The following is a 25788-nucleotide window of genomic DNA, read 5'->3' as shown; positions in this document are numbered from 1 at the left end:
ATCATGGGAGACTCGCCCCCATGAACGGCAAGTCGACCGCCACGCGGACGAAGTTGGAGAGGGGCCGCAGCGCGCTCGGGCCCGCCCTGGAGCTGGTCCACACAGGCCGCGCGCCCACGCGCGCCGTGCTGACGTCCGAACTCGGTGTCACACGGGCCACCGCCGGCGCGGTGGCCGCGGAGCTCGAAGCCCTCGGGCTCATCAGGGTCGACTCCAGCCCGGGTTCGGCGGCCGGTTCGCAGGGCCGCCCCTCGCACCGGCTGTCCGTCAGGGACGGCGGCCCGGTCGCCCTGGCCGCCCAGGTGCATGCCGACGGCTTCCGTGCCGCGCTGGTCGGGCTCGGGGGCGGGATCGTGGCCACCGCACCCGGCTGCGTCGCCGTCATGGCCGACCCCGCACAGGTCCTCGGCGAGGTCGTCGAAGCCGGTGCCCGGCTGCTGCGCGACAGCGGGCTGCGCTGCGTCGGCGCCGGGCTGGCCGTCCCCTCGGCGGTCGCCGAACCCGAGGGCACCGCCCTCAACCCGATGCACCTTGCCTGGCCGGCGGGTGCCCCCGTCCGTGAGATCTTCTCCGCCTGCGTGCGCGCGGCGGGCATCTCCGGACCGGCGTTCACCGGCAACGACGTCAATCTCGCCGCCCTCGCCGAGCACCGGCACGGGGCGGGACGCGGTGCCCAGCACCTGCTCTGTGTAGCCACCGGACACCGGGGTGTGGGCGGCGCCCTCGTCCTGGACGGCCGTCTGCACAGCGGGAGTTCGGGCCTCGCTCTGGAAGTGGGACATCTCACGGTCAACCCGGAGGGCCGCCCCTGCCACTGCGGCGGACGCGGCTGCCTGGACGTCGAGACGGACCCCCTGGCCTTCCTCACCGCGGCGCACCGCGAACCAGGCCCGGAGGAATCACTCCTCAAGCAGTCCGGCGACCTGCTGCGCACGGAGTACGACGACCCGTGTGTGCGCGCCGCCGCCGAGGAGCTGATCGACCGCCTGGGCCTGGGCCTCGCCGGGCTGGTCAACATCCTCAACCCGGACCGCATCATCCTCGGCGGCCTGCACCGCGATCTCCTGGAGGCCGACCCCGAGCGGCTCCGCGCGGTGGTGGCCGACCGCAGCCTGTGGGGCCGTAGCGGCAGTGTGCCGATCCTGTCCTGCACCCTGGACCACAACAGCCTGGTGGGCGCTGCCGAACTGGCCTGGCAGCCCGTGCTCGACGACCCGTTGGCAGCCCTCGCCTGACCCGCGCCGGCCGTACGGACCGGGCGTCACCTCACCCCTGCCCCCGCGCTCAGCGCGGCGCGCTCCGGCGCCGAGAGGTGCAGCACTTCGTAGCGTTCGCCGGCGGTCCCGTCGGGCTCGTCCTCCCAGAGCGTGAAGTACAGGATTTCCCAGTGGCGCGGGTCGACGGCCAGTGCCGAGGCCACGGCTCCGGGGGCGGCGGCGAGCCGGCGGTTCTCCTCCAGCGCGGCCTCCATCGCCTCGGCGGGCCGGACCGTGCCCGCGATCCGTTCGCGGCGGCGGACGGCGGTACGGGGAACGGCTCCGGAGGCCGGCCCCTCCAGATGGGCGAGACCCGACCAGTGCTGCACCTCGGGTCGCCCGAAGTCGTCGACGATGCCCTGGAATCCGGGTCCCCGGAGGAACGCGTTCATGCCCTCGGGGGCCGACCACAGGTACAGCGGCGCGTACTGGTTGACCGGTGACGGCCCGCCCCGTTCGCGGATCAGGTACGCCTTGAGCCCGAGGCCCGGGAAGTCGTCCAGGAGATGGCCCCTGGTGGCGACCCGCTCGCGGATGATCTTCATGTCGTAGTCCGCGGGCAGCGTGATCTCGTACTGCATGACGTGCATCGTGTGCTCCTCAGGCGGACGGGGTGCGGGGGGAGAGCAGGGAGAGCAGCCCTTCGATCGCCGAGTCGAAGGCGGCGGCCGAACCGGAGGCGCGGGCCAGGACGTAGCCGCCCTGAACCGTGGCCACCACGGTGGATGCGATCGCCGCGGGCGCGATGCCGGGTGTGAACTCGCCTCCGTCCAGGCCTTCCTGGACGATCTCGGCGATCCGCCCGCGGAGCCAGCCCATCGTCTCGTCCACCGGGGAACGCAGCCGATCGCTCGCCACGACCTCCGGGTCCATGGTCAGTCGCCCCACCGGGCAGCCCCGAAGCACATCGCGCTCGCGCAGCAGATAGGCGGAGAGCCGCTCGTACGCGGAGCCGGGGCCGTCCAGCAGGTCACCGGCCGTCGCGCGAAGCTGTGCGGACGTACGCAGGACGGCGGCCAGGGCCAGATCGGGCTTGCCCGTGAAGTGGTGGTACATGCTGCCCTGGCCCGCACCGGCCAACTGCTGGATGGCCTTGGGGCTCGTACCCACGTACCCGCGCTCCCACAGGAGCTCCTGGGTGGCCTCGATCAGACGGTCCGGAGTGCTCATGCGGTCACTGTACATACCGGTAGGTACAGAAGTGAGGGTGTTCGCCGAGGAACAGGGGAGCAGGTGCCGGGGCGCCGCGTACTCCCGCCGGGGTACGCGCACTGCCGCCGGTGGTACGACGCCCGGACCCCCCCTCCCGGAGACAGGCTCGTAAGCGACAGGAACACGTGGACGAACCCCTCACCGAGGAGCTGACCGAGATGAACACCCTGGCGTACTCCGGCGGACCCGGACCCGGACCCGGACCCGGACCCTGGATCCTGCTCTTCCCGATCATCTGGGCGGCGGTCGTCATCGGCGCCTTCACGCTGCTGCGGCGCACCGTGTGGCGTGGCCGCCGTCCCCCGTGGCAGTCGCCCGGTGTGCGCCGGGGCGGCGCCGCCGAGCACACGCCGGTCGACCTCCTGGGCCGGCGGTTCGCGGCGGGGGAGATCGAAGAGGACGAGTACTGGCGCAGGCTCTCCGTCCTCGACGAGCCCTACGGCCGTTCCGGCAAGGACGGTCCGGCCTGACCGCACCGGGGAAGCGGGACGGGGGAGCGCGCCGGCCCTGGACGGCCGGCGCGCTCCCTCGCGATCCGCGTGACGGCCGCGGCACCGCCCCGGTCAGCCGACGACGGCCGACCGGGCACGCGTCGCCGCTGCCGCGGGTTCCATGAGGATTCCGGGCCCGGAGCCGAACGGACCGTCGGTCATCGACCCGTACACCGGGAGGGGACGCAGAGCGGTGGCGAAGGAAGGAGCGGGAAGGGTGAACCAGACGATCTTCCCCGCGTCGTCGCTCGGTCGTACGCCCCAGCTCTCGCTGACAGCCGCGATCAGTGCCATTCCGCGCCCCGAAGTGGCGGAGGAATCGGCAGCGCACATGGTCGGCAGCCGGGGGTCGTGGTCGTGGACGGAGACCGTCAGACGGTCGAGCAGCAGCTCGATCTCGACGGTGCACGATTTGTCCGGCTGTGCATGCCGGTGGACATTGGTCAGCAGTTCGGTGACGCCGAGCGCTGCCTGGTCGATCAGAGGATCGAGATGCCAGTAGCGCAATTGCGCCGAAATGATTCTGCGGACTTGACCGATCCGCGACGGCAGGGCCTGGAGCTCCACCGCGCAGTGCCTGCTTGGCTCGCTGATCACGGCTGCGACTCCCCGAAATAGGTCCGGAAGAAGACGAAGGAACGGATCCAGCAGATGGCTGACTGCTGTTTCTGGTCTGGTGATGCGTGGTCCGCCCTGCATGGCCCCGGCGGAGCGGCTTGCGCTGTCACCGCCGGTGCACCATCAGTGACGTGTGACCAGCGTGACCCAGGGGGTTGGGCTCCGCAACTCGCGGTGCCTGTACGCAACCGTTGCGTCAGGTCCGTCGGCCGCTCGCTCCCCGCAGCGCCTCCAGGAACCTGCGGACCGGGGCCGCCCCGCCCGGCCTGCGGTTGCGCTGCCCCATCGTCAGCCGGTAGCGCACCCCGTTGACCCGCGCGACCGCGGAGTCGGCGGCCAGGAACCACCGCTTGCCCGCACGCACCGCGGTCACCGGCGCACTGTCGATCTCCCGGCCGTTGCTGGTCAGCAGGGCCAGCCGACCGTCCTTGACGATCACCTGGCCGGCCCTGGTGAGGGAACGGTCCCATCGTTCGATCCTGACATCCGTCGCGCTGAACTCTGTCTCGGCCATGGCGACTTCACCCCCCTTGTCCCGGCTTCTGCTGAGAAGTCTGCCCCGGACAGGGGCGCTTGCACCAGACCACATCGGGACGGAATCCGCCGGGCCGCCGCGCCGGGCGCGCGCCCCCGGCATCTGTGCAAAGGCAGGGCTATGGGCCATCAAAGCGATCGTTTGTGCAGGTGGGGGGAATATCGTGGAGGCTCCGGAGTACCGCCGCGACAAGGAGATCCCTGATGGACGCCAGTGAGCACCGAGGTGACGGCGGGGTCATGGAGACGGTGGACACCGACCGCAGCGATCCGGACTACCGGGCCTGGCTCAAAGAGGCGGTGCGCAAGGTCCAGGCGGACGCGAACCGTTCCGCCGACACCCACCTCCTGCGCTTCCCGCTGCCCGAGCAGTGGGGCATCGACCTCTACCTCAAGGACGAGTCGACGCACCCCACGGGCAGCCTCAAACACCGGCTGGCCCGTTCGCTCTTCCTCTACGGGCTGTGCAACGGCTGGATCCGCCGGGGGAAGCCGGTCATCGAGGCGTCCAGCGGCTCGACGGCCGTCTCGGAGGCGTACTTCGCGAAGCTGATCGGTGTCCCGTTCATCGCGGTGATGCCCCGCACCACCAGTCCCGAGAAGTGCCGGCTGATCGAATTCCACGGTGGGCAGTGCCACTTCGTGGACGACTCCCGCAGGCTGTACGAGGAGTCCGCCGCCCTCGCCGCCGAGACCGGCGGCCACTACATGGACCAGTTCACCTACGCGGAGCGCGCCACCGACTGGCGCGGCAACAACAACATCGCGGAGTCCATCTACCAGCAGCTGAGGCTGGAAAGGTACCCGGAACCCGCCTGGATCGTCGCCACGGCCGGCACGGGGGGCACCTCGGCGACCATCGGGCGCTACGTCCGCTACATGCAGCACGACACCCGGATCTGCGTACCCGATCCGGAGAACTCCTGTTTCTTCGACGGCTGGACCAGGCACGACCCGCTGGCCACCAGCGACTGCGGGTCACGCATCGAAGGAATCGGCCGGCCCAGGATGGAGCCGAGCTTCGTGCCCGGCGCCATCGACCGGATGATGAAGGTGCCGGACGCGGCCACCGTCGCCGCCGTCCGCGTGCTGGAGCGCGTCCTCGGCCGCAAGGCGGGCGGCTCGACGGGCACCGGGCTGTGGAGCGCGTTCAAGCTGGTGGCCGAGATGGTGGAGCGGGGCAGCACCGGCAGCGTCGTCACGCTGCTCTGCGACCCGGGTGACCGCTACCTCGACAAGTACTACTCGGACAGCTGGCTGAGCGAGCAGGGACTCGACATCGGGCCGTACACGGAGACGATCGACGGCTTCCTGGCCACGGGCACCTGGTCCGCCTGACCGCGCCCGCCCGACATCCGTACGGCGGTCGTCGGCTAATCGTCGAGCAGGGTGTCGAGCACGCGGCCGAAGAGTCTCCGGCCCGCGGTCGAGAGCAGGGGATCACCCCAGCGGGGCAGCAGCCGTACGCGCAGTTCCTCGACCCAGATCACATGCGACCCCGCACCCGTCGGGCGGACATCGATGGAGGCCCGGCCCCGCACCACGGGGCCGCGCTTCTCCAGCTCGCACAGTCCGGCCCGGCCGCCCGCCGGCGGGGTCCACCGCACGACCTCCATCGGATCGTCGAAGCCGAACGGGCCGAGACCCGTACGGGCCACGAAGACCGTTCCCGTGCGGGTGGGCGGATCTGTCGGGACGGTGACCGAGGTGAACGGGACGGTCCCGCCATGCCGCTCCCAGTCGGTCACCCGGCGCCAGGTCTCGGCGGCGGGGAGGGGAGTGAAACGCTCGATCCGGAAGACGGCCACACACCGATCCTAGGACGTCCACCGCTCCGCGAGGTGCGGAGCGGAACGTACGGGCGCCCAGGGCCTCCCGTACGGATCATGCCGCCTCACGGTCCCGGCATCCGGACCAGCGGGGTCCGATCCGGCACCCGGAGGTCCTAGGCGGCCGGAGATCCGCCTGCCACCACCAGGCCCGGCAGATGTTCCTCGATCTCCCGGCGGGCGCCGTCCGGCAGGCCCGCGTCCGTGACGAAGCTGTCCACCTCGTCGAGCGTCGCGAAGGAACTCAGGCCCACCGTGCCCCACTTGGTGTGGTCGGCGACCACCACGACCCGCCGCGCGGCCCGGACGAGGCGGCGGTTCGTCTCGGCCTCCGCGAGGTTCGGCGTCGAGAGACCCGCCTCGACCGAGATTCCGTGCACCCCGAGGAACAGCACGTCGAAGTGGAGTGAGTCGATGGCCCGGTCCGCGACCGGACCCACGAGCGAGTCCGAAGGCGTACGGATTCCGCCGGTCAGCACCACCGTGGCCGCCCCGGCCCGCGAGCCGCCCGTCGCCGTCGGCCGCTGCGCGTCGTGGAACACATCGGCGACCCGCACCGAATTCGTCACCACGGTCAGTGCCGGTACGTCCAGCAGGTGCCGGGCCAGCGCGAACGTGGTCGTACCGCCGGAGAGCGCGATCGCGCTGCCGGGCACCGCCATCGCGGCAGCCGCCTGCGCGATGTCCTCCTTGGCGCTGAGCTCCAGCGTCGACTTCGCCTCGAACCCCGGCTCGTGCGTACTCGCCTCGACCACCGGGACGGCCCCGCCGTGCACCTTCTCGATGACACCCTGACGCGCCAGCGCGTCCAGGTCCCGGCGGATGGTCATGTCGGAGACGCTCAGCTTGCGGGTCAGCTCGTTGACCCGGATCCCGCCGCGCTTGCGCACCTCGTCGAGAATGAGCGCGCGCCGCTGCTCCGCGAGCAGGTTCTGGTTCTCGCTCAACGCCGGCCCGGCCCTTCCCTCGGTCCACCTGTCCACACGGTCCGGCAGCGGCCTGCGGGACGCCCTCATCCTGCCACGCACCCCTACAGGCCGCGTCACTGGGGAGATTCGGTGAGAGCGGTGCGGCGGACACCCTCCGTCCGGGATGGTGGTGACTGCGCATCAGCCCAAGAGCCACACGCCGCGCCCCGTCCCTTCCCCGCCGGCCCAGACGCCGTACGGACCAGAGAGTGAGTCACCGAAATTGCCCCCTGCACCCCAGGCCCCGCAGAGCTCCGGGGCGGCGCTGGAACTGCTCGTCCACGGCGTCGGCGGAGCCACCCCCCAGGAGATGCTCGGCGACCCCCGGACGACCAGGATCACCGGTGACGCCACGGCCGCCGTCTATCGGCGTACCGAGGACGTCGCGGCCGAGCAGCATCCCGAGCGCCACCGGGACGGACCCGTCGCCGAGGCCTACTGCTGGTCCAACCTCACCTCCGGCAACGGCTCCCGCGCCCTGTGGCTCCTGCTGCTCCCCTTCATGGTGGTCAACCTCGCCCACTGGATGCGGCCCACCGCCCGGGGGCGCACCGTCGCGGTCCGGCTGTACGGAGCCGTGGTGCGGCTCATCGCCCTCAGCCTCACCGTGCTGCTGACCGCCGCCGCCTGCGAGGTGGCCCTCGACCTGGTGGCCTGGCAGTGCGCGGGCGTCGCCGAATGCTCCGGGCGGCGGTCCTGGCTGGGATTCCTCGCCACGGAACAGGGCGGCTGGTGGTCCCAGCCCGGACGCAGGCTCGCCGTCGCGGCGGTCGTGCCCACCGCCCTCGTCGGACTGCTCTGGTACCTGTCCAACCGCACCTGGAGCGCCTACGAATCGCAGCGCCCGCTGACCTGGGACGAACCCGGTGACGACGAGCCGCTGCCCGCGCCGTCCGGTGCCCCCGTCGTGCGCCCCGCACTCGGCAGGCCGGGGTTCTGGTACGGCCGCCGACTGGTCGCCCGGCTGCGCGCCGCGCACACCGCCGCCGGGTTCCTCACCGTCGCCGCCGCCGTCGCAGGTGCGGCCGCCCGGCACGACCGGGCCGCCGACGGCCCCGTACCCGCCGTGCTCGGCGGGCTGTTCGAAGCGGTCCTCGTCCTGTGCGGCCTCGTCGTCGTCGTGGTGGTCTGCCGCCGTGGCCGCAGCGAGCGACGCCTCGACAACCGGCTCGACCGTGCCGTCATCACCTTCCTGCCCGCGGCCGCGCTCGCCCTCCTGGCCGTCGGCACGGTGTACGCCGCCTGGTCACGCCCCGGCTGGGCATCCTCCGGAACCCTCCCCGGAGAGGCCGCCTTCCGTCTCCTCGCGCTCGGCCAGGGCTTCCTCGTCGTCGTCCTCGCGGCAGTGGCACTGAGCCTGTACCGGCGCACACCCGACCCGCGCACCACCCTGCGCGGCCTCGGCGGCCCCGCCGTCGCGATGCTCGCCTGCGCGCTCGGCGGCGTGATGACCGGAGGCGTCGCCCAGCGCGTCGCCGACTGGCTCGACGGCCCCGGCACCCCGGGCATGGGCCGCGGCTCCGCGATCGAGGGCCCGCCCGTGGTCCTCAGCTGGCAGGCCTCCGTCATCCCCGTACTCCTGCTGCTCCTGCTGGTCCCCGTCACCTGGCTGGTCGTCCGCACCGCCCGGCGCGCGCGCCGGATGGGACCCGGGATCGAGGCCGAGTACGAACAGACACGCTCCGACCCCGGCCGCACCCGGCGGATCGCCCGCACGAGGGCCACAGCGGCGCTCACGGACTCCGCGCCCCGGATCGTCGGGCTAGTCTCCGGCGCCACCCTGCTGCTCGGTGCCGGAGCGGTCGCCGGATCCTGGATCAGCGGCGAGGTGCCCGGCCGGGCGATGGACGGCACGAGCCCGATCGTCGAATCGCTCGCCGAGGCCGCCCAGTCGACCGGCTCATGGCTGATCGGCCTCGGCTTCATACTTTTCGTCACCTGGGGACGCCGCGCCTACCGCGACGTCTCCGCCCGGCGCACCATCGGCATCCTCTGGGACGTCGGTACGTTCTGGCCGCGCGCCGCCCACCCCTTCGCGCCGCCCTGCTACGCCGAGCGGGCCGTGCCCGACCTGTCGTCCCGGATGTCCGCCTGGACGGGCCTCACCCGTGGCCGGCTCGTCATCTCGGGACACTCCCAGGGCAGCGTGCTCGCGGCGGCGGCCGTCTGGCAACTGCCCGACGCGACGCGACGCCGGGTGGCACTGCTCACCTACGGTTCGCCGATCGAGCGGCTCTACGGGCGCTGGTTCCCGGCCTACTTCGGCCCCGTCCCGCTGGAAGGGCTCCACCGGTCCGTCCACTGCTGGCGCAACCTGTGGCGCGCCACGGACCCGATCGGCGGTCCCGTCGGCATCGACGAGGGCGGCGGCCCGGAAGTCGACCGGGGCCCGCTGAGGGACCCGCTGGTCTACGGCCGCACCCCGGAACACCCGCTGCCCGAACCGATCCTGGGGCACTCGGACTACCAGGCCGACCCCGACTTCGCCGTACAACGGGCCGCGCTCCTCGAACGGCTCGGACCCGTCCTGCCCCAGCAGACCGGCGCGGAGACTCAGGGAAGCTCGGGCAGGTCCTCCGGATAGAGCAGGGTGAGGTCGTCCGTGCTCGGCTCCGCGAGCTGGGCGACCCGGCCCGCGTGCCGCTCCACCATTGATTCGAAGGTCTGACGGGCCGTACGGCCGTTACCGAAGGCCGGACCCTTGGGAAGCGCTGTGAAGTACTTGAGCAGCGCCTCCCCGGACCCGTCCGCCAGGCTGTACTCGTGCTCCTCGGACTGCTGCTCCACGATCCGCAGCAACTCCTCCGGCACGTAGTCGCTGAACGTGATCGTCCGTGAGAAGCGCGACGCCACACCCGGATTGACCGTGAGGAAGCGCTCCATCTCATGGGTGTACCCGGCCACGATCACCACCACCGCGTCCCGGTGGTCCTCCATCAGCTTCACCAGTGTGTCGATGGCCTCACGCCCGAAGTCGCGGCCGGAGTCCTCGGGCGAGAGCGCGTACGCCTCGTCGACGAACAGCACCCCGCCGCGCGCCCGGTCGAACGCCTCCTGCGTACGGATCGCGGTCGACCCGATGTGCTCACCGACCAGGTCGACCCGGGACACCTCCACGAGATGCCCGTGCTCCAGCACACCGAGCGAGGCCAGGATCTCGCCGTACAGCCGGGCCACCGTCGTCTTGCCCGTACCCGGGGAGCCGGTGAAGACCAGATGCCGGCGCACCGACGCGGCCTTGAGTCCGGCCAGCCGACGCCGACGGCCCACCTCGATCATGTCGGTCAGCGCGCGCACCTCGCGCTTGACGCTGTCCAGGCCCACCAGCGCGTCCAGCTCGCCGAGGACGGCACCCGAATCCCGTACGGGCTCGGCCGGGGCCGGCGGGGCCACGGTCTCCGCCGCCCGCTGCACCGGCATCGCGCTGAGCAGCCCGGGCGTGGACCGGGACGCCGTCAGGACCGCCGGGGCCGGGGGAGCGGCGCTGCGCAACCCGCTCTCGTCGCTGGTGCAGTCCTCCACGACCGGACCGCCGCTGCGCCCCTCGCCGTGGGAGGCGCCGCCGTCGGCGAACTCGTAACCACCGCGCGCACACCGCTCGGTACGGCAGTGGGTCAGCGTGGAACGGCAGCCGTCCATCACATGGAAGCCGTACCCCTCGCTCCCCGTGACCCGGCAGCTGTTGAAGGTCCCGCGACCCTCGGCGGAGACGTAGAAACCAGCCTCGGCGGGCGAGGTGACCGTGCAGCGCTCGATCGTCGGATCGGCGCCCTTGGTGACGATGACACCCGTCTGCGCGGCGTCGATGGTGCAGTTGTTCAGGGTGCCGCCGCTGCCGTGGTCACGGAACCACGCCCCGGTCGACGCCTCACGGATCCGGCAGTCGTCGAGCTGGGCGGTGGCCCCGTCGCTCACCGAGACCGCCGTGTTCCGGATCTGGGACAGATCGCTGTCCACGACATCGGCACGCGAGCCACGGTCGAGGACGAAGAGGGCGTCGGGCACGTCGTGGACACGGCACGAGTCGAGTATGACCGTCGCCCCGTCACTCACCCAGACCGCCGGATAGTCCCCCGTGCTGTCGTGGATCTCGCACTGGTTGGCATCGACACGCGTGCCCGGGTCCCATACCGACAGGCCGTTGCGGCCGAACCTGCGCACGGTGGAACGGGTCAGGGTGAGCACCGACCGGGAGCGGAGGTCCACCGCGTTCTCCGGGATGTCGTGGATGTCGCAGTCGGCGAGTGTGAGGACCGCGTCGGTGTCCAGCGTGACCCCGTCCGCGGACGTGCGGTGCACGGTGCAGTCGGTGAGGTGCGCCGTGCCCCGGGCCGTGATCTGCACCCCGCTGCCCTTGATCTCGTACACCTCGCAGCCCACCGCCTCCAGGCCGCTGCCCTCCCCGGTCACGCTCAGGCCCGCCCCCGACGCGTGGTGGACGCGGCAGCGCTCCAGCCTCGGATGTGCGCCGTCACGCACCGAGATGCCGGACTGCCCCGCCGAGACGACCTCGCACTCCTCGAACACGCCCCCGGCGCCGTCCAGTACGGCGATGCCGACCCCGGCCGGATTGTCGACGGTGCAGCGGCGCACGGTGGGCCTGGCCGCGCCCCGCACCTCTATCCCGGCGGCCGATCTGGTCACGACGCGCAGGTCCGACAGCTCCGGTGCGCCCTCCTCGACGAGCAGGGCGGGCGAGGCTGCGTCCTGGCCCTCCACGTGGAGGTCCTGGATCACGGCGGAGGCGCGGAGGGTCAGGGGGACGCCGTCGACCGGTGCGATCCGGACCGATCCGACGGAGCCCTCGGGACCGCGCAGTGTCACCGCGCGGTGGACGACGAGATTCTCCCGGTAGGTACCGGGGGCGATGGTGAGGACGTCACCTTCGGCCGCGGCCTCCAGGGCTGCGGTGAGGGAGGCGTATTCGCCCGTGCGGCGCCGCCATCGCGATGTGCCGGTGTGCGTCACCTGGACCGTGCCCTGTGCCATGGTGCTGCTGTGCCCCCACCTCGTGCCGTGTGCGCTGCCTCGTGCCTGCCCGCATGCCGAGCGACCGCCGGTGCCGTCCGTCCTGGGCAGCTCCGGGTCCGCCTGCCGAGGAGTCGGGCGGGCCGGTCCACCGTAGCGCGCGCGGCGGACGGGAGTTGACGCGTCGGCCGCGCATGAGCCCTCTTCAGGAGCCCTGCCCGGCGCCCCGGACCGGCTGTCGCGCCCTTCGGGTTCAGCTGCCCGTACCCGTTCTGCCCCAGTCGGGGCCCGTTTCGGCCCAGGCCTCGTCGAGCCGGATGTACCGCCGTTGCATCATGCGCCATACGACCAGCCTGCGGGCGGTTTCCAGCAGACCGGCCGCGAGGAGCGTCACGCCGATACCGGCCAGCACCGCGTGCGTGCGGGCGGTGGAGGGGTCCATGGGGCGCATCGCCGCGCTGCCCGCGGCGTCGGTCCAGATCCGTATACGGGCCCCGGGGGCGGTGGTGCGGGACGCCGTCGCCACCTGTCCCGTACGGGCGGTGCCGTCCGGGGCCTTCCAACGGGCCACCACCGAGGTGCGCGTGGTGCCCGCCGCGACGGCGCTCTCGGGGTCCTGGGCGAAGCGCGACGCACCGGAGGGTTCACGGACCACTACGGCCGTGGTGAGGTGGCGCTGCGCGTGCTGGGTCCGCACCCCCCGCTGGAGGGCGTCGTCGGTGAGGCCGCCGCACAGCCGCCCGAGCGCCGGGGCCGCGACCAGCATCAGCAGCAGCGCCACGAGAGCCACCCGGGCCTCGTGACGATCGGTGGGCCGGCACAGGGGATTGTGCCGCCACCGCCGGATTCCCAGGACCGCTCGCACAGTCACGCACTTCCTTCCGTATCCGTCATAACCCGATACGGCCCCGATCACCTGCCCGGAGCGGCGAAGAGAGAGCAACCTCACTACGTCAACGCCCCGCCCTGCCCCGTGGGTTCCCCGGCAGCCAGGAGCCTTTGGATCAGTCGAGGACCCGCACGGGATCCCCCACCCGGATCACACCGGTCCCGTCGGGGATCAGATTCTGGCCGAAGTGGAGACCCGTCCCCGTCCGGCGATGGCGTGCGAGCGTACGCAACGGCTCCTTGCCGCGCTCCGCCGTCAACTGGTCGGTGGTGGTGACGATGCAGCGTCCGCACGGCTTGGCCACGCGGAAGGCGACCTCCCCGATCGCGATGCGCCGCCATCCGTCCTCGGCCCACGGCGCGGTGCCGTCCACGACCACGTTCGGCCGGAAGCGGTTCATCGGCAGCGGGCCCTCGTCAGCGTGATCGCCCTGCTCCACCAGCGAGTTGAGCGCGTCCAGCGAGGCGCGCGCGGTCAGCAGGAGCGGGAACCCGTCGGCGAAGGAGACGGTCTCGCCGGGGCGTGCGTACGCCGGGTCGATGAGTCTGCGGTGCGACGGCTCGTCGAGATGGACGAGCCGGACCTCCGCACCGAGACGCGCACCGAACCAGGCGTGGGCGGCCCCTGCCGCCTCCACCACCTCGACCTTGCTCCTGAAGAGCTCCGCGAGGACGGTGAAGGCCGGATCGGGCACATCCACGGCCAGCGGCGCACTTCCGGGCGCCGACAGCACCACCCCGCCACCCGGCAGCGGCGCAGCGGACAGCTGTGCCAGGCCGGGCAGCTGACGCTGTGTGACGACCCTGTCCTCGCTGTCGATCAGCATCCAGCGTCGGTCGCCGTCGAGTCCCCATGGCTCGACGACGGCCTCGTCGGTCGTGCACGCGGTCAGTGACTTGACCGGGTGTATGCGGATGGCCCTGAGTACCGGAGAAACCATGCGTCCATCCTGCCAGCCGCCACCGACAGCGGGCTGTTTCGCCCCGCTCAGTACCCCCGGCCCTGGTACGGACGGTTGTACGGGTCCTCGTACGGGGACGGCGCGGGTGCCGGCCTCGGGGACGCCGGGCGCATCGCCTCGTAGCCCGTACCGGGGCGCGGCTGCTGCGGCTGCTGATAGCCACGGGGCGCGGCGGGCTGCTGGGGGATGTACGGGGCCGGTGCGTGCTGCAGCTGTGCGGGCTGCATCATCGGCGCCTGCTGCATTCCGGCGTTCTGGTACTGCGGCTGCGGAGCCTGCTGCGGGTAGCCGTAGGAGCCGTTGTACTGCGACGGGGCCGCGGGCAGGGCCGGAAGCGCCGACGGCAAGGCCGGCAGGTAGCTGTTGCCGGTGTCGTAGGCGGCCGGAACTCGGATCGGTGCGATCTGAGGGGTGCCCCGCTCGGCGACCAGGGAGTCGTAGATCGGGGTGTCGGGGAACGACGGCGCGGCGTAGTAGCCGCCTCCGTAGGTGGAGCGAGGGGAGGTCATGACACATAAGTTAAGCCCACGATGTGCTGATTGGGGAGCCCCAATCTTGGGGCTATCCGTTTTACGCTGCTTTTGTCGGCCCGACGCGCCAAGACATCGTTAAATCCCTCGTTAACAGCGGGGGCTTTTCCGTCGGAGGACGTGGCTAACAAGAAGTGGCGGTCGAGCTACAAAGGGCGACGCCGCGCGGGACTCCCCAGGACTCGCGCTTCGGCCCGGAGCGCCCGGCACCTCACGGTGATCGCCGGGGGTGACCGCGGCCGGCCGCCGACGCGCTCGCCGACTGGCGTGGCCCACCCCTCCGTGCCGGGTGCGGGCGCCCGTGCGGCGGAGATCCACGGTCGCGTCCGCCATTGGATCATTCCCGGCCTCGGCACCGACAAGTGGCCGGCCGGAGCCCCTGGCGGTGAACTGCGACGCGATACGCGGTTTTCGGCAGGGCGCAACGGAAGTTCGGCCGTTTCACACCGGGCCGGGGTGTGCCGGACTCCGTCCGGCGGGCCGTGCGACTCGCCCTGTCGGGAGACGCTTTCGGCCAAAGAGGCGGCCGTCCGGGCGGACGCGGCCCAGGAGGCCGAGGGGCGGCAAGGAGGAGCCGGGGCCACGCCGTGGGGGCGGCGTGCGGTGCGCCTTCCGGAACGGTTCGCCGTGGGCAGGTCGCGACTGCTTTCGCCGGTCCGGCGGCTCGAGCCGGCCTGCGACGGCATGTGGGCCGATCTGCCCTGCCGTCTGCCACTGTGCCCGGTAAGCGGCCGGCCTCGCCGGTCGGGATTCGTCCCACGCCACGTCGTCGGGCCGCTCGTGTCGTCGTGCGGTTCCCGATGAAGCGCCGCCGAAGTGCGTCGCGACCGTCGAATCCGCCACGAAGGGTGTCTGACCTGCGGCTCTGGGCATGCGCATGATGAGGGGTGTCGGCGGCGGAGGCGATATCATCGTGCTGGAGGGGCTCTTGTTCCGGTGATTCGCCAGGTGCTTCGTGCCGCTGTCAGGCGGCCTGCGGGGGTACGGCAGGCCACGTCTGCGAGGTGTGGCAGGCCATCGGGAATGCCGCGGTGCGAGCGGTCATGTTCGGCCACTTGCGGAGCGCGCGCCCTTGGCGGGTTCTTCGGCTTCCGGTGGTGCGCGGGACTCCGGCTCGCCGACCGGCCAAAGTCCTGGTGTCCGAGTCGTGTTGAGCGGGCGATGCCCCGTGAATGGCACCGGTCTTGATCCACTGGCAATGAATTGGCGAGCCTTCAGGTGCGTGCGGTTTCCGTGCCGCATGCAAAAGCCGTGCGGTCTGTCTGCTTCACGATCTCGTCGACGTCGGCCGGCGGCCGGTCGGGAAAAGGGAGCGAATGCCCGCTGTCGGATCGCGGACCGAATCCGCTTCCGCCGGGTGACCATGGATGCCGCCTACAGCTTCTCCACGGCAGCACTCGGAGCCACGGCGGCCGGACGGTTCCACGCCCTGCCCAGCAGGACCCGCCCCGGCGGTTCTCCGGCGACGGACTTCCCGAGGTGCCGAAATGGGCCTCGGTGGCAGTTCCGTGGACCTGCCGATGGCGTCGGGGCGGCCCGGTGTCGGTCATGGGAGGTCCCGTGGCGGGTCGCTTCACGGCTCCGCCCAGTACTCCAGCTGCAGATCGTGATCTTCATACCTGGGCGGCTTGCCGCTGGCAGTGGCTTGTCCGGGATCGGGCCTGGTGGAGGTGTCGCCAGGTGGACCGGTGAGGCGTTCGAGCTGGATGCCGCTCGCCTGGAGCTCGGCGGACAACGTCATCAGCTCGGCCGCGTTCCTGGCCAGCCGCTTCAGCTCGTGCGCCGTGAGAATGACGGGCGGCTCCGGGGCCGCCTCCTTGAACCGGTGGGCCAGCGCGAGGGCCTTCTCCGGCTCGGGCCGCACCTTGACGCGGGTGCTGATCTGCTCCTTGAAGACCTTGTGGCACTCCGCCCGGTGGAGGGCTTCGAGCTGACTCGCCAGCTCGTGCCGCGCGGTCGACGTCCTCGCGTACCCGATCCGTACCGGCCGCTCGGTGCGGGGCGCGGGCACGATGGCGAGCTCCGGGCCCTGCTTCCACGCGGCCCGGGTGCCGGTCGGCGGGGACGGGGATCTCCAGTTCCTCGCGGAGCGCGGGGGCGAGGACGAAGCGGGGGGTGTGGTACTTCGCGGCGGTCTTCCCGCCACGCGTGCGGCAGGCGCTGCCGGCGGGCGCGTCACAGTTCGGGCAGTTGTGATGTTCTACCGCAACTGCCGCCTTATCGGGCGTGAGATCCATGCGGGAAGTCTCTCGGAAGCATCTCGCACAACGTGCGGGTTTCGAGAGGACTTTTGCGAGTGGCCACCTGGCTGCGTAGGTGAGAACCAAGAACGGATGCCGGTGGGTTTCGGCATCATCTGATGCTGGGCCGGCTCTGGAATGTTGCCGAGTTCTGGAATCGCTGGCTGACGCGTGTCGGGCTGTGGCTTCGCCAGGACGACTCGGCCCCACTTGGCAATGGGCGTTGGACCCAGCATCTGGTCTGCCGGACCTTGATCAGCAATGAGCTTTGGCCCCACCTGCGGCGGTTGGTCTCTTTCGCCTGCGGGGTCTGGGGTGAGAGTCTGGGCGGCTCAGGAAGAGGTGGGGATGGCGAAGACGTCCAGAGAGCAGGCGCGCCGGGCGAAGCTGGAGGGGTTGAAGGCGGGCCAGGTCTGCGAAGGCGTCGTTTCAGCGATCGAACCGTTCGGTGCGTTCGTCGACATCGGGGGTTTGGACGGCCTGGTGAACGTGGCCGAGTTGACCTGGGCTCATGCCGATGCGGTGTCGGACATCGTTGAGATCGGGCAGGAGGTGACCGTCGTCGTCCTGGGCGTTGATCTGGACTGGGAGCGGTGCGCGCTGTCGCTCAAGGCGCTCTGTCCTGACCCACTGCCAGAGTTCGCGCGCACGCAACTCGGTCGTGTCGTCGCAGGTCGTGTGGAGAAGGTGGTGAAGATCGGCGCGTTCGTCCGAGTCAATAGGCACTGTGTGGGGCTGGTCCCGTGGCCTGACCTCGCAGGCCACACGACCGATCTACCGGGAAACACCGTGCAGGCCGGCGACGAGGTCGCGGTGGAGGTGGTCGCCATCAACCTTGTGGAGCGTCAGATTCTGCTGTCCCTTCGCCCGTGAGATCTGCATTTGTGCAGTTCAGGACGTCGCCGAAGCCGCCCGGTGAGCACGAGCACCGGGAAGACCATCGCGATCACCCAGCTCGGTCTCGCCCACGAACTGCGAGACCGGGTACGGCACCCAGACGTCGACGACCGAATCCCCGTCGCCTATGTCACCGTCCCGCCAGCTGCGACCCCTCGCATGATCGCGGTCGAGTTCGCCCGATTCCTGGCCCTCGAACGAGTGCCCCGCCCCGTTCCGGAGCTCGGATCCAAAGGCTCCCGGGGCTCGACACCCGGAGCCCAAGACCCGAGCGCAAGGCGCCGGGCACCTTCGCACCGCTCCCCGCCGTGCCGCCCGGGCCGCGCCGAGGGGCGTCGGCCCCGGCGACCGGGACTCATCCGCCGGAGGTGCCGCTCAGCAGCAGACCAGGCCCAGGAACTGGTTGAAGGGGGCGCCCGGCCACCCCCACTGGGTCACTGCCTGACCCGGCTGCAGGACCGCGCACGGGATCTGACCCGACGCGAAGGTCGCCTTCACCCGCTGCTCGCCCGTACAGCCGTTGGTGATCACCGCGCCCATCGGTCCGAACACTTCGGGGATCATCACCGTGCTGACACGCACGGGATCCGCCGCGACCGCCGGGGCCTGGGAAACCGCGCCAGAGTCACGCTGCCGACGGCGACGGCCGTCGCCACGGCCGTCATCTGCCGCATTCTCGCTAACACCATGCGATGCCTCCTTGTAGATGGCATCAGTTCAACGAGCCCGCTCCCGCTCGGGCCAGACCACTTCGAAAGTCCTCACCGAGAGGTCTATCCGGGTCTGTTCGGCCTGGACCGACCCGGAACGGTGCGCAGGTCAGGGGAGCGTGTCGGTGATCACCGTCGCCGCCTCCGCGAGCAGACGGTTGTCGGATGCGGCGTCCGGCGCGCTGCGGTTCGTCAGGATCGCCATGACGACAGGGGCGCTGTCGGGCGGCCACACCACGGCGATGTCGTTGCGGATGCCGTAGTTGTTGCCGCTTCCGGTCTTGTCGCCGACCACCCACTTCCTGGGGACACCGGCCCGGATGGTCTCGTCGCCGGTGGTGTTGGTCCGCAGCCACGTGGTGAGCTGCGCCCGCTCGGGCTCGGCAAGGACGTCTCCGAGGACGAACGCGCGCAGGTCCTGGGCCAGCGCCCGGGGGGTGCTCGTGTCACGTGTCGAGTCGGGGGACCAGTCACTCAGTCCGGGCTCGATGCGTTCCATCCGGGTCATGTCGTCACCGAGCTCTTCAAGGACGGCCTGCAGGCCCTCGGGGCCGCCCAGTTGCTCGAAGAGCAGGTTGGCCGCCGTGTTGTCGCTGAAGCGGACGGCGGCGTCGCACAGCGCCTTCAGGGTCATCCCCGTCTTGACGTGCTTCTCGGTCACAGGGGAGTTGACGACCACTTCGTCCTTCGAGTACGTGATCACCTGGTCCATGCCGTCAAGGGTGTGCTTGCGCAGTACGGCACCGGCGGCCAGCGCCTTGAACGTGGAGGCGAAGAGGAACCGCTCGCTGTCGTTGTAGGCCACCTCGCGCCCGGTGCCCGTGTCGATGGCGTACACGCCGAGCCGTGCATCGTACTTCCGCTCAAGCGCCTCGAACTCCTCCGCGTACGGCAGCCGTTGCGTCTGCGGCTCACCGGCGGCCGTCGAGCCGTCCGTGATGGTGGATGTGGAGGAGGTGGCCGGGGCGTCGTTCTCGGCGCAGGCCACGAGCGGGGCGAGCGTGAGCGTCGCCAGCGCGGCCAGAGCGGCGCGCCGGGCGTGGGTGCGAGTGCTCTGTGGGGGCCAGGTGGTGGGCGGGGGCGGGGGCGCGGGTGTGGGCGTGGGCATCGGTGTGGGCATGGGCCGAACCTCCGGGCGCGTCCCGCATGCGGGACGCGCGTAGGGGATGGGGCAGGGCTGTCCCGGCCCATCCGGGGCGTTTGCGATGTTCTCGGACCACCCTCACCTGCGGAACCCATGCGGTCCAATACGGTTCTGCTGGATTCCATGCCGATCCGGCAGGACGGCGATAGTGCGGGCTGTGGATCCGGTGGGAGCGTGTCGTGCTTTCGTCAGTGTCAGCGAGCGCGGCGGCCTCACCGTCGGCGCCGCCGATGCCCGGATGTCGCAGTCGGTGGCCAGCCGTCGTGTGGCGGCCCTGGAGGAACGCCTCGGTGAGCAGCTGTTCCAGCGCGCCTCGCGTCGGGCCCTCCTCACCCCTTTCGGGCGCGACATGCTGCTGGCGGCCAGGCGCCGCCTCGTACAGGCGGGCGACGTGCTGCTGGTCGAGGGGGAGGCCGTCAAGCTCAAGCCGTGGCGGCTCGCGGTGCCCGGCATCTGCTCCACCTCCGCGCTCGCCCGACTCGTCGCCGACGTGCGGGGCGCGGCGTCACGTGCCGACGACGGGCAAGTTCAACATCACCGACTCGGTGCCGTAGGGGGTGCGGGTGCGGAGGGCGGTCGCCTCTCGGCGGAGAGCTCCATGGGGCTTCAGTCGAACGATCTTCCCCATGCACAAGAAGCTCACCGTCCAGGAGTCCTGCCACAACCTCGCCCGGAACATCTCCTACGGCCCGGGCGTGTCCGTGGCCGGCCGCTCAGGGGGTGGTGCGGGTGCCGAGTTCGGCGGCGGCGTCGGCGTAGTCGACGAGCATTCGGGCGAATTCGAGGCGTTTGGCCTGCGGCCAGTCGTGGGTGATGTGTTCGAAGGCCTGACGGTGCTGGCTGCTGAAGCGGTCGCGCAGTGCGATGCCCGCGGGGGTGAGGTGGAGCACGGTGCGGCGGCCGTCGCGCTGGGAGGCGGCTCGCACGAGAAGTCCTGCGGTGATGCAGTCGCTCACCATCCTGCTGGCGACGGAGGAGTCGACGGTGAGCTGGTAGGCGATGCCGCCGACGGTCATCTCGCCGTCGGCCTCGTCGACGATGTTGATGACCTGGTTGCGGGCCATGTCCTTGCGCGTGACGGGTGGATCGACGTCCACCAGGGCAGTGCGGCGGCGCAGTCGGGCGAACGCCGCGCCGACCGCGTCCAGCAGTGCGTCGTCCTGAGTCTCGTTTCCCTTGGTCACACCTGGCAGCGTAGCTCCAGATCGCTGCGGAACACAATTGTGTGCCATAATGCATGCATCTGCATTTTGCATGATCCTGGTGGAGCCGGAAGAACCGGTGACCGCTTCGGACGGACAACGACAGGAAACAGCCATGAGCACCACGGCCATCATCAACGCACGGGTTTTCGACGGCGTCCGGACACTGGAGGCGCGCACCGTCGTCCTCGACCACACCGGGATTCTCACGGTCGGCGGGCAGGTGCCCGCGGGAGCCGAGATCGTGCATGCGCAGGGCGGGACGCTGCTGCCCGGCCTGATCGACGCCCACGTACACACCAATGCGGAGTCTCTCGCTCTGGCCCTGCGGTTCGGGGTGACGACCGAGCTGGAGATGCAGGGAACGAACACCGCCGACAACCGTGCGCACATCAGCGGTAACGATGCCCTGGCGGACGTGCGCTCCTCCGGATTCGGCATCACCCCGCCCGGCGGCCACCCCAGCGAGCTGTTTCCCGAGGGTTTCCGTCCCGGCCCGCCGCCCGGCACGGCCCGGCCGGCCGGGCCGGCGCCGCTGATGCCGTTCTCGACCACTCCCGAGCAGGCAGTCGGGTTCATTGCGCAGCTGATCGAACGCGGCTCGGACTACATCAAGTTCATGGTCGACGACGGCTCGATCGAAGGCCACCCCGGCCTGCCGATGCTCGATGGGGCAACCCTGAACGCAGGGGTCGCCGAGGCCAAGCGGCTCGGCATGCTCACCGTCGCCCACACACTGACGATCGACGCGACCCGCATGGCGATCGAGGCCGGTATCGACGGCCTGGTCCACCTGTTCATGGACGGCCCGCACACCGACGAGATCATCACACTGATCCGGGACTCGGGCGCCTTCGTCGTGCCCTGCGTCGTGCTGGACGCCTCGATGATGGGCATCAGCGGTGACGAGCTGGCCGACGACCCGCGCGTCGCATCCCGGCTGGACGAGGCCTGGACGACGACGCTGCGCAGCAGCTTCAACCACTACCCGCAGGGGAAGATCACCGACGTGCTGGGGTCCGTGCGCGCGCTGCACGACGCCGGTGTCGACATCCTGGCCGGCACCGATGTGTCCATGGCGATGCCGTTCCTGGGCGGACTCGCCCACGGCGCCAGTGTCCACCACGAGCTGCAGTACCTCGTACGGGCAGGCCTCACCCCGGTACAGGCCCTGCGTGCTGCCACCTCCACCACCGCCCGGCGCTTCGGCCTGACCGACCGCGGCCGTATCGCCGAAGGCCTGCGCGCCGACCTGCTCCTGGTCGACGGCGACCCCACCACCACCATCGGCGACACCCTCAACACCCGGGCCGTATGGCGCCGTGGTACCCGGCTCGAAGGCTGACCGCCGGCTGCCGCCCACCACCCCATGCCGCCGGCGTCAATCCTCCGAGTGGGCCGCGTTGCCGTGGAGCAGAGCCCGCGGGAGAGCGCCGCAGCGAGCGGGCGGTCCCCGGCGGGCATGTCCGGCGCGCCTTATCACATGTGTCCCCAGTGAAAGGCAATTGTCTGTCCGGCACCCGTATCGACGTGCACACCCACTACTTAGGTGGCAGTGTCGCCGCGCTGCTGGCCCGCCCCGGCGCTGGCACCGCACAGTGGAGTCCGCAGCGGGCGCTTGACTTCATGGATCGTCAGGGCATCGCCGCCCAACTGCTGTCCCTGCCGTTCACTCCCGCCCCGAACGTCCGAGGACCCCGGGTTCGCCACCCGCCTGGCCCGCGCGGTGAATGAGGAGTTCGCCGAGCTGGCCGAGCGGTATCCCGGCCGGTTCGGGGCTTTTGCCTCGCTGCCGGGCGACAGTCCCGAGGTGATGCTCGCCGGGATCGACTACGCCCGTCGACACTGACACCGGGGACGTCAGCCCGCCCCAGGTGGAGACGCTGGACGCGATGTGGGCGCGGATCGAACAGGTGGTACCGCGCCAGGAGCCGGCGGCCGCGATTGCCGCGCTGTTCGCCCCTCACATCTCCTCGTTCATGAGAACGGCCGCGCGCGACATCCGCGGCCCGAAGCGGCCCGGTGCGACTGAGCTCACGCCGTGGCGGCGCGGCGCAGCGTGAACCAGAAAGTCGGGACTGGGTTCGTGCCGGGCGTCACGTCGGTCAGCTGCCACCCGGAGAACCTGGTGCTGAGTTCGTCCGCGGTGACGCCGGACCACGTGTCGTTGAACGCTCCGGGCCCGTACCCGAACATCAGCAGTCGTGCGCCGGGGGCGGCACGCTTGGTGAGGCCGGCGGCGTAGGCGTCGCGGCGGTGCGGTGGAATCCCGCAGTAGCAGCTCAGGTCGAAGAACAGGTCGTACGGGCCGGGCACGCCCACCTCGTCGAGTCGGGTGGCGTCCCCGCACAGCACCGTGACGTCCGCTCCGGCCGCGTCGGTCTTCTCCCTCGCCTGCCGGACCGCGCGGTCGACCAGGTCAACGGCCGTCACCCGCCAGCCGTGCCGGGCCAGGTACAACGCGTTGGTCCCGGTGCCACAGCCGAGTTCGAGCACCCGGCCCGCCGTCAGGGCGCCGGGCCCCTCTATCAGGGCCACGAGCTCGGGCGGCGTGACGCCGCTGTCCCACGGCGGCTTGCCGTCCCGGTAGAAGTCCTCCAACACGCGGCGCACAGCAGCCTCTTGGTCGAGCTCCGCAGCCGTCCGAGTCTTACTCATCGCTACCCCTCCAAGAAATTAGAGTTCATCTCTAGTGTCTGACTCTAGAGGTAGACTCCCGGCATGGATGCAGTCAAGGGATCCGACGGACAGAACGTCAAGCGCCCCGACAAGCGGGCCGAACGCTCGCGGCGTACCCGCGAGAAGATCGTTGCGGCGGCGCGGGACCTGTTCGTCGCACAGGGGTACGGCGCGACAAGCCTTCAAGAAGTTGCGGATCGCGCGGGTGTGGCCGTCCAGACCGTGTACTTCGTGTTCCGTAACAAGCGCGCGCTGTTCAAGGACGTCGTCGACACGTCCATCGCGGGCGACGTCGAACCGGTCGCCACGATGGACCGCGACTGGTTCCGCGCCGCGTGCGCCGAGCCCACCGCGGCCGGGCAACTGCGCGCCCACGTACGGGGTGTACGCGACATCCTCGGCCGTGTCGCCCCGATCATGCCGTTGATCGCGGCTGCGGCGGCCACGGACCCGGAGATCGCCGCGCAGTGGCCCGCCGGCCCCGACCCGCGCTATACCGTTCAGCACACCGCAGCGAAGGCCCTGACCTCCAAGCCCGACACCCGCCCCGACGTCGACACCGCCCGCGCCGCCGACCTGCTGTACGGGCTTCTCAGCCCGGAGCTGTACCTGCTCTTTGTCCGCAACCGGGGCTGGTCCCCCGACGCCTGGGAGGAGTGGGCCTGTGCGGCCCTGATTGCCCACCTCTGCACTGACCACGAGGGCCAGAACACCCCGGCACCACAGGGCCGAAGAGGCCGTCCTAGTACTCCAGCTGTAGATCGTGATCGCGGTGCGGCCGCCGGGCGTTGAGCGGTCTCATGCTGGGATGGGCGTCTCGCGGGTCACTAGCTCGGGCCGGCGATGACGATGTCAATGGCGTTGGCGTCTGGCCCCGGTGTGATCACAGGAACGCGTACGTTGAACTGGCCGCGGTCGCCCACTCCGTGTACGAAGCGGGTCTGCTGCTCGACGTCGCCGACTGCGATGCGCCTGTCGGGTAGCAGGAGGGGGCCGTCGCAGACGGTGGTGAACTCCGGGTCCGGGCGTTGGGCCTGCGGGTCATCAGGCGGTGTGAAGAGACGCACCTTGATCAGCCCTCTCCGGGGTCGAACCCCGGACGGCCACGTGGGTGTCGCAACTGGCTGCGGGGGCGGCGTTCAGAGCGAGGGGGAGTGGCACCCGGTCGGTTGCCCCGAGGTGCAGAACGGGGTGATTGACGTAGATGTCGACGCCGGCGATCTGCATGGTGTTCCTCCTGCCCGGTATGGCTGCGGCCACCGTTGATCATCAGTGTGTGAAGACGAACGATCATGCGGTGGCCGCAGGTCACGGCGTAGACCCCGCCCGCCGGCTGGAAGGCTTCGAGGGCATGATGGGGCGCATGGCCGGACGGTTCGCGCGGGTGGAGGCCCGGCGTCGGGCGGGACGGCTGGTGCTCGGGCTGCTGTCGGACCTGCCGCGTAAGAACTGCTGGACGATCGCCGAGTGGGCCGGGGAAGCGACACCGCATGGCATGCAGCATCTGCTGTGTCGGGCGTCCTGGGACGCCGACGCGGTTCGGGACGACGTACGCGACTATGTCGTGGAGCAGCTGCACGATGAGCGGGCAGTCCTCGTCGTCGACGAGACCGGCGACCTGAAGAAGGGCACCCACACGGTCGGGGTGCAGCGTCAATACACCGGCACCGCGGGCCGGATCGAGAACTCTCAGGTCGCTGTCCACCTCATGTACGCGGAAGCGCGCGGACACGCGGCGGTGGACCGTGAGCTCTATGTCCCGCGTTCGTGGACATCCGAGCCGGACCGCTGCCGGGCCGCCGGCCTCCCCGAGGACACAGTCTTTGCGACCAAGCGGGAGCCGGCCGGCCGTATGATCGGCCGGTTTCTCGACACCGGACATCGCTTGGAATGGGTCACGTGCGACGAGGTCTACGGCGGCAACCCGCGTCTGCGGACCGCACTGGAAGAACATGGGGTCGGCTACGTGTTGGCAGTCGTCTCCTCGGCGGACGTCATCACCGGTGCGGGCAAGTTCCGGGCCGACGCGCTGGCTGCGAAAGTACCCAAGCGAGCCTGGCAGAAGCTATCGGCCGGGGCCGGGGCCAAAGGGCACCGCTTCTACGACTGGGCAGTCATCGACTTGGCCGACTCCGGACCGATTCACCACCAACTGCTGATCCGCCGCAACCGCACCACCGGCGAACGGGCCTACTACCGTTGCTCCTCACCTGCTCCGGCACCCCTCGCCACGCTGGTCCGCGTCGCCGGGTCGAGGTGGCGAGTTGAGGAGACGTTCCAGTCGGGAAAAGGTCTTGCGGGACTGGACGAGCACCAGGTCCGCCGCTTCACCTCCTGGTCTCGCCGGGTCACCCTGCTCATGCTCGCGCACGCCTTCCTGGCGGCCATCCGTGCCGCAGAACATGCCCGCCATCCCGCCCCGGACGGATTGATCCCGCTCACCTGCAACGAGATCCAGCGGCTGTTCACGGCACTCGTTGGACCCGTGCCCGATGTGGTCCACCGCCTGCGCTGGTCCCTCTGGCGGCGCCGCCAGAGGGCCCGATCCAGAACCAGCCACTACCACCGACGAACCGCCCATCAGACATGAAGATCACGATCTACAGCTGGAGTACTAGGCTGCTGTCCTGGGACGACGCATCACAGTGGGGGTACAGGGC

At 70.7% G+C, this 25788-nt stretch carries 26 protein-coding genes and 2 pseudogenes; 12 read left to right on the top strand and 16 right to left on the bottom strand.

The annotated features are described in order from the left end of the window. Positions 1–20: 20 nt before the first annotated feature. Positions 21–1235, top strand: coding sequence for an ROK family protein (locus tag OG524_RS03380; RefSeq protein WP_405392471.1), 1215 nt, complete (start codon positions 21–23; stop codon positions 1233–1235). Between the two features lie 26 nt (positions 1236–1261). Here the strand turns inward: OG524_RS03380 and OG524_RS03375 are convergent, their stop codons facing one another. Both OG524_RS03375 and OG524_RS03370 read right to left on the bottom strand, forming a co-directional pair. Continuing rightward, complete coding sequence (locus tag OG524_RS03375) at positions 1262–1846, bottom strand: DUF4865 family protein (RefSeq protein WP_405808993.1); 585 nt, start codon at positions 1844–1846, stop codon at positions 1262–1264. Between the two features lie 10 nt (positions 1847–1856). Beyond that, a complete protein-coding gene (locus tag OG524_RS03370) occupies positions 1857–2426 on the bottom strand; it encodes a TetR/AcrR family transcriptional regulator (RefSeq protein WP_405392473.1) in 570 nt (189 codons plus the stop codon). Positions 2427–2626: 200 nt separating this feature from the next. Between OG524_RS03370 and OG524_RS03365 the strand changes: the two genes are divergently transcribed. After that, entirely contained in the window at positions 2627–2938 is a 312-nt protein-coding gene (locus OG524_RS03365) for an SHOCT domain-containing protein (protein WP_405812418.1), read from the top strand. 93 nt (positions 2939–3031) lie between these two features. Here OG524_RS03365 and OG524_RS03360 read toward each other — a convergent pair whose 3' ends face one another. Both OG524_RS03360 and OG524_RS03355 read right to left on the bottom strand, forming a co-directional pair. Next, a complete protein-coding gene (locus OG524_RS03360; protein WP_405392474.1) occupies positions 3032–3556 on the bottom strand; it encodes an ATP-binding protein in 525 nt (174 codons plus the stop codon). A 217-nt stretch (positions 3557–3773) separates the two neighbouring features. After that, positions 3774–4091: a hypothetical protein gene (locus OG524_RS03355; RefSeq protein ID WP_405392475.1), complete on the bottom strand. Its 318-nt coding sequence runs from the start codon at positions 4089–4091 to the stop codon at positions 3774–3776. A gap of 224 nt (positions 4092–4315) precedes the next feature. On the opposite strand from OG524_RS03355, the gene OG524_RS03350 reads away from it, so the two are divergent. After that, positions 4316–5449: a PLP-dependent cysteine synthase family protein gene (locus OG524_RS03350; RefSeq protein WP_405392476.1), complete on the top strand. Its 1134-nt coding sequence runs from the start codon at positions 4316–4318 to the stop codon at positions 5447–5449. Between the two features lie 35 nt (positions 5450–5484). Here the strand turns inward: OG524_RS03350 and OG524_RS03345 are convergent, their stop codons facing one another. After that, a complete protein-coding gene (locus OG524_RS03345) occupies positions 5485–5919 on the bottom strand; it encodes an SRPBCC family protein (protein WP_405808990.1) in 435 nt (144 codons plus the stop codon). 137 nt (positions 5920–6056) lie between these two features. Then, a complete protein-coding gene (locus OG524_RS03340; RefSeq protein ID WP_405392478.1) occupies positions 6057–6887 on the bottom strand; it encodes a DeoR/GlpR family DNA-binding transcription regulator in 831 nt (276 codons plus the stop codon). A 331-nt stretch (positions 6888–7218) separates the two neighbouring features. On the opposite strand from OG524_RS03340, the gene OG524_RS03335 reads away from it, so the two are divergent. Beyond that, complete coding sequence (locus OG524_RS03335) at positions 7219–9492, top strand: hypothetical protein (protein WP_405393344.1); 2274 nt, start codon at positions 7219–7221, stop codon at positions 9490–9492. Here OG524_RS03335 and OG524_RS03330 read toward each other — a convergent pair. The 5 genes from OG524_RS03330 to OG524_RS03310 form a co-directional block, all read right to left on the bottom strand. Then, the gene (locus tag OG524_RS03330) at positions 9462–11897 is read right to left on the bottom strand and encodes a right-handed parallel beta-helix repeat-containing protein (protein ID WP_405808988.1); all 2436 of its coding nucleotides are present in this window, start codon (positions 11895–11897) and stop codon (positions 9462–9464) included. The genes OG524_RS03335 and OG524_RS03330 overlap by 31 nt on opposite strands. Before the next feature lie 232 nt (positions 11898–12129). Next, positions 12130–12747: a hypothetical protein gene (locus OG524_RS03325; protein ID WP_405808986.1), complete on the bottom strand. Its 618-nt coding sequence runs from the start codon at positions 12745–12747 to the stop codon at positions 12130–12132. 133 nt (positions 12748–12880) lie between these two features. Beyond that, positions 12881–13705, bottom strand: coding sequence for an MOSC domain-containing protein (locus OG524_RS03320; RefSeq protein WP_405392481.1), 825 nt, complete (start codon positions 13703–13705; stop codon positions 12881–12883). A gap of 47 nt (positions 13706–13752) precedes the next feature. Beyond that, the gene (locus OG524_RS03315; protein ID WP_405392482.1) at positions 13753–14235 is read right to left on the bottom strand and encodes a DUF6643 family protein; all 483 of its coding nucleotides are present in this window, start codon (positions 14233–14235) and stop codon (positions 13753–13755) included. 1594 nt (positions 14236–15829) lie between these two features. Beyond that, a complete protein-coding gene (locus OG524_RS03310) occupies positions 15830–16267 on the bottom strand; it encodes a recombinase family protein (protein ID WP_405808984.1) in 438 nt (145 codons plus the stop codon). A gap of 577 nt (positions 16268–16844) precedes the next feature. Here OG524_RS03310 and OG524_RS03305 point away from each other — a divergent pair. Both OG524_RS03305 and OG524_RS03300 read left to right on the top strand, forming a co-directional pair. Next, on the top strand, positions 16845–17369 hold the full coding sequence (locus OG524_RS03305) for a S1 RNA-binding domain-containing protein (protein WP_405808982.1): 525 nt from the start codon (positions 16845–16847) through the stop codon (positions 17367–17369). A 51-nt stretch (positions 17370–17420) separates the two neighbouring features. After that, positions 17421–17588 (top strand): annotated as a pseudogene (locus OG524_RS03300) (ATP/GTP-binding protein); the annotation flags it as partial. 180 nt (positions 17589–17768) lie between these two features. Here OG524_RS03300 and OG524_RS03295 read toward each other — a convergent pair. Next, positions 17769–17975 carry a hypothetical protein gene (locus OG524_RS03295; RefSeq protein ID WP_405808980.1) on the bottom strand — a complete coding sequence of 69 codons (207 nt, stop codon included), beginning with the start codon at positions 17973–17975 and terminating at the stop codon, positions 17769–17771. A 237-nt stretch (positions 17976–18212) separates the two neighbouring features. Beyond that, entirely contained in the window at positions 18213–19223 is a 1011-nt protein-coding gene (bla, locus tag OG524_RS03290) for a class A beta-lactamase (RefSeq protein ID WP_405808978.1), read from the bottom strand. 181 nt (positions 19224–19404) lie between these two features. Between bla and OG524_RS03285 the strand changes: the two are divergent. Continuing rightward, positions 19405–19764, top strand: a pseudogene (locus OG524_RS03285) (LysR family transcriptional regulator); the annotation flags it as partial. 196 nt (positions 19765–19960) lie between these two features. Here the strand turns inward: OG524_RS03285 and OG524_RS03280 are convergent. Next, a complete protein-coding gene (locus OG524_RS03280; protein ID WP_405392486.1) occupies positions 19961–20431 on the bottom strand; it encodes a MarR family winged helix-turn-helix transcriptional regulator in 471 nt (156 codons plus the stop codon). A 133-nt stretch (positions 20432–20564) separates the two neighbouring features. On the opposite strand from OG524_RS03280, the gene OG524_RS03275 reads away from it, so the two are divergent. The 3 genes from OG524_RS03275 to OG524_RS03265 all read left to right on the top strand — a co-directional run bounded on the left by OG524_RS03275 (position 20565) and on the right by OG524_RS03265 (position 22512). Beyond that, positions 20565–21794, top strand: a complete 1230-nt coding sequence (locus OG524_RS03275; protein WP_405808976.1) for an amidohydrolase family protein — start codon at positions 20565–20567, stop codon at positions 21792–21794. 273 nt (positions 21795–22067) lie between these two features. After that, a complete protein-coding gene (locus tag OG524_RS03270; protein WP_405808974.1) occupies positions 22068–22298 on the top strand; it encodes a hypothetical protein in 231 nt (76 codons plus the stop codon). Between the two features lie 25 nt (positions 22299–22323). Then, positions 22324–22512, top strand: coding sequence for a hypothetical protein (locus tag OG524_RS03265; RefSeq protein ID WP_405392489.1), 189 nt, complete (start codon positions 22324–22326; stop codon positions 22510–22512). On the opposite strand, the gene OG524_RS03260 is transcribed toward OG524_RS03265, so the two are convergent. Next, positions 22484–23107 carry a class I SAM-dependent methyltransferase gene (locus OG524_RS03260; protein WP_405808972.1) on the bottom strand — a complete coding sequence of 208 codons (624 nt, stop codon included), beginning with the start codon at positions 23105–23107 and terminating at the stop codon, positions 22484–22486. The genes OG524_RS03265 and OG524_RS03260 overlap by 29 nt on opposite strands. Positions 23108–23170: 63 nt before the next feature. On the opposite strand from OG524_RS03260, the gene OG524_RS03255 reads away from it, so the two are divergent. Further along, complete coding sequence (locus OG524_RS03255) at positions 23171–23920, top strand: TetR/AcrR family transcriptional regulator (protein ID WP_405808970.1); 750 nt, start codon at positions 23171–23173, stop codon at positions 23918–23920. Between the two features lie 35 nt (positions 23921–23955). On the opposite strand, the gene OG524_RS03250 is transcribed toward OG524_RS03255, so the two are convergent. Continuing rightward, a complete protein-coding gene (locus OG524_RS03250) occupies positions 23956–24195 on the bottom strand; it encodes a hypothetical protein (RefSeq protein WP_405808968.1) in 240 nt (79 codons plus the stop codon). A gap of 287 nt (positions 24196–24482) precedes the next feature. Between OG524_RS03250 and OG524_RS03245 the strand changes: the two genes are divergently transcribed. Beyond that, positions 24483–25718: an IS701 family transposase gene (locus OG524_RS03245; protein WP_405393345.1), complete on the top strand. Its 1236-nt coding sequence runs from the start codon at positions 24483–24485 to the stop codon at positions 25716–25718. The last annotated feature ends 70 nt before the right edge of the window (positions 25719–25788 follow it).

The organism is Streptomyces sp. NBC_01520, assembly GCF_045040375.1.
GTDB lineage: Bacteria > Actinomycetota > Actinomycetes > Streptomycetales > Streptomycetaceae > Streptomyces.
Note: the sequence above shows the minus strand (reverse complement) of the source record. Positions and strands in the feature narration are given on the sequence as shown.

What these genes read in the sequence shown, in the direction of transcription:
- OG524_RS03380 (WP_405392471.1), top strand. Translation starts at nt 21, where the DNA reads ATGAACGGCAAGTCGACCGCCACGCGGACGAAGTTGGAGAGGGGCCGC.
- OG524_RS03375 (WP_405808993.1), bottom strand. Translation starts at nt 1,846, where the DNA reads ATGCACGTCATGCAGTACGAGATCACGCTGCCCGCGGACTACGACATG.
- OG524_RS03370 (WP_405392473.1), bottom strand. Translation starts at nt 2,426, where the DNA reads ATGAGCACTCCGGACCGTCTGATCGAGGCCACCCAGGAGCTCCTGTGG.
- OG524_RS03365 (WP_405812418.1), top strand. Translation starts at nt 2,627, where the DNA reads ATGAACACCCTGGCGTACTCCGGCGGACCCGGACCCGGACCCGGACCC.
- OG524_RS03355 (WP_405392475.1), bottom strand. Translation starts at nt 4,091, where the DNA reads ATGGCCGAGACAGAGTTCAGCGCGACGGATGTCAGGATCGAACGATGG.
- OG524_RS03350 (WP_405392476.1), top strand. Translation starts at nt 4,316, where the DNA reads ATGGACGCCAGTGAGCACCGAGGTGACGGCGGGGTCATGGAGACGGTG.
- OG524_RS03335 (WP_405393344.1), top strand. Translation starts at nt 7,219, where the DNA reads ATGCTCGGCGACCCCCGGACGACCAGGATCACCGGTGACGCCACGGCC.
- OG524_RS03330 (WP_405808988.1), bottom strand. Translation starts at nt 11,897, where the DNA reads ATGGCACAGGGCACGGTCCAGGTGACGCACACCGGCACATCGCGATGG.
- OG524_RS03320 (WP_405392481.1), bottom strand. Translation starts at nt 13,705, where the DNA reads ATGGTTTCTCCGGTACTCAGGGCCATCCGCATACACCCGGTCAAGTCA.
- OG524_RS03315 (WP_405392482.1), bottom strand. Translation starts at nt 14,235, where the DNA reads ATGACCTCCCCTCGCTCCACCTACGGAGGCGGCTACTACGCCGCGCCG.
- OG524_RS03305 (WP_405808982.1), top strand. Translation starts at nt 16,845, where the DNA reads ATGGCGAAGACGTCCAGAGAGCAGGCGCGCCGGGCGAAGCTGGAGGGG.
- bla (WP_405808978.1), bottom strand. Translation starts at nt 19,223, where the DNA reads ATGCCCACACCGATGCCCACGCCCACACCCGCGCCCCCGCCCCCGCCC.
- OG524_RS03275 (WP_405808976.1), top strand. Translation starts at nt 20,565, where the DNA reads ATGAGCACCACGGCCATCATCAACGCACGGGTTTTCGACGGCGTCCGG.
- OG524_RS03260 (WP_405808972.1), bottom strand. Translation starts at nt 23,107, where the DNA reads ATGAGTAAGACTCGGACGGCTGCGGAGCTCGACCAAGAGGCTGCTGTG.
- OG524_RS03255 (WP_405808970.1), top strand. Translation starts at nt 23,171, where the DNA reads ATGGATGCAGTCAAGGGATCCGACGGACAGAACGTCAAGCGCCCCGAC.
- OG524_RS03245 (WP_405393345.1), top strand. Translation starts at nt 24,483, where the DNA reads ATGGGGCGCATGGCCGGACGGTTCGCGCGGGTGGAGGCCCGGCGTCGG.